At 48.3% G+C, this 1,715-nt stretch carries 1 protein-coding gene; it reads left to right on the top strand.

Translation table 11 applies throughout. From position 1 onward, the window contains the following. The coding region (locus AB4Z08_RS35700) for a condensation domain-containing protein (RefSeq protein ID WP_441578558.1) at window positions 1-1,715 on the top strand (1,715 nt) is incomplete at both ends.

Below are 1,715 nucleotides of genomic sequence, written 5' to 3'. Positions count from 1 at the left end.
AAGGTGTTTGATGTAAAGGTGTCGTTAAACGAATTATTCTCCCAGGTAGTGCTGGAAGAGCAGGCGGCACTGATAGCGCAATCTGCCCGGCATTCTTTTGTTACTATACCATTGGCGCCTGTGCAACCGGGTTACGTGCTATCTTCTTCCCAACGCAGGTTATGGGTATTGAGCCAGTTTGCGGAAGGAAATGTGGCTTACAATATACCGGGTGTGTATGTGTTTGAAGGAGAGCTAAACATTGCTGCCCTGGAGCATTCCTTTAATGCGTTGCTGGAGCGGCATGAAATACTGCGCACGGTGTTCAGGGAAGATGAGCAGGGAGAGCTGCGGCAATTTGTCAAGCCGTTGGCAGATATCAACTTTGGCATAACACTGCAGGATTTACGTAAAGAAGCAGCACCGGAGCAAAAGCTGGAAGAGCAGGTGCGCCTGGATTACCTCCGGCCTTTTGATCTGGCTGCGGGCCCATTGATTCACGCCCGCCTGATTCGGGTAGCAGCGGAAAAATGGGTGTTTAGTTACGTGATACATCATATCATCAGTGATGGTTGGTCCATGGAGGTACTGATCAATGAACTGATGCATTTATACAATATTTTCCTCAAAGGAGAAGCGGTTGAGCTACCCCCTTTGCGCATTCAGTACAAGGATTACGCCGTGTGGCAGCAGGAGCAGTTGAGCGGCGCCAACTTACAAACACACCGGGATTACTGGTTGCAACAATTTGAAGGCCCGTTGCCCATACTGGAGCTGTCATCAGATAAACCCCGTCCTACCATCAAAACTTATAATGGAGCAGCCACGCATAAGATCATAAACAGCAGCGTAAGCCAGGGTATAAAAACGCTTTGCCGGAAACATGGCAGTACTTTGTTTATGGGATTATTAGCAGCCGTGAATGCTTTATTACACCGGTATACCCGGCAGGAAGATATCGTGATTGGCAGCCCTATAGCCGGTCGGGAACATGCTGACCTGGAAGGCCAGATAGGATTTTACGTGAACACTTTGGCACTACGTACGCGGTTTAAGGGAACCAATAGCTACTCCGCATTACTGGAACAGGTAAAGCAGCTAACGCTGGACGCCTATACTCACCAGATGTATCCTTTTGATGAACTGGTGGATGCATTGCATCCTGTGCAGGATATGAGCCGGAATCCCTTGTTTGATGTAACAGTGGTATTACAGAATGCCTCGCTGCATAAACAGGAAGATCCGCAGGGATTGGGAGCATTGAAGATAAGTGGCTATGAGGGCGCTACTACCCGGCTGAGCAAGTTTGACCTGACCTTTGATTTTATGGAGGTCGGAGAAACCATACAACTACACTTAATATATAACAGTGACATCTATACGAAAAATACAGTAGACCAACTGGCTCATCACCTGGAACAATTGATGGCAGCAGTTATCGCTCAGCCCGATGCACCTGTGGATGCAATAGATTATTTAAGTGCGGCAGAGCGGCATGCACTATTAACCTCCTTTGATGCCACTGCGGTTACTTATCCCGCCACACAAACAATTGTGCACCTGTTTGAAGCACAGGCAGCCCAAACACCGGATAATACGGCACTGGTGTTTGAAGGAACGGCGCTTACCTATAAAGCATTGAATGAAAGAGCCAATCAACTGGGGGATTACCTGCGGCAGCAATATCATATACAAGCCGGCGACCTGGCAGGCATACAACTGGGTCGTAGCGAACA

This window comes from Chitinophaga sp. RAB17 (genome assembly GCF_052114225.1).
Lineage (GTDB): Bacteria > Bacteroidota > Bacteroidia > Chitinophagales > Chitinophagaceae > Chitinophaga.
The sequence above is the reverse complement of the archived record's forward strand: the minus strand, read 5'-3'. Positions and strand labels throughout refer to the sequence as shown.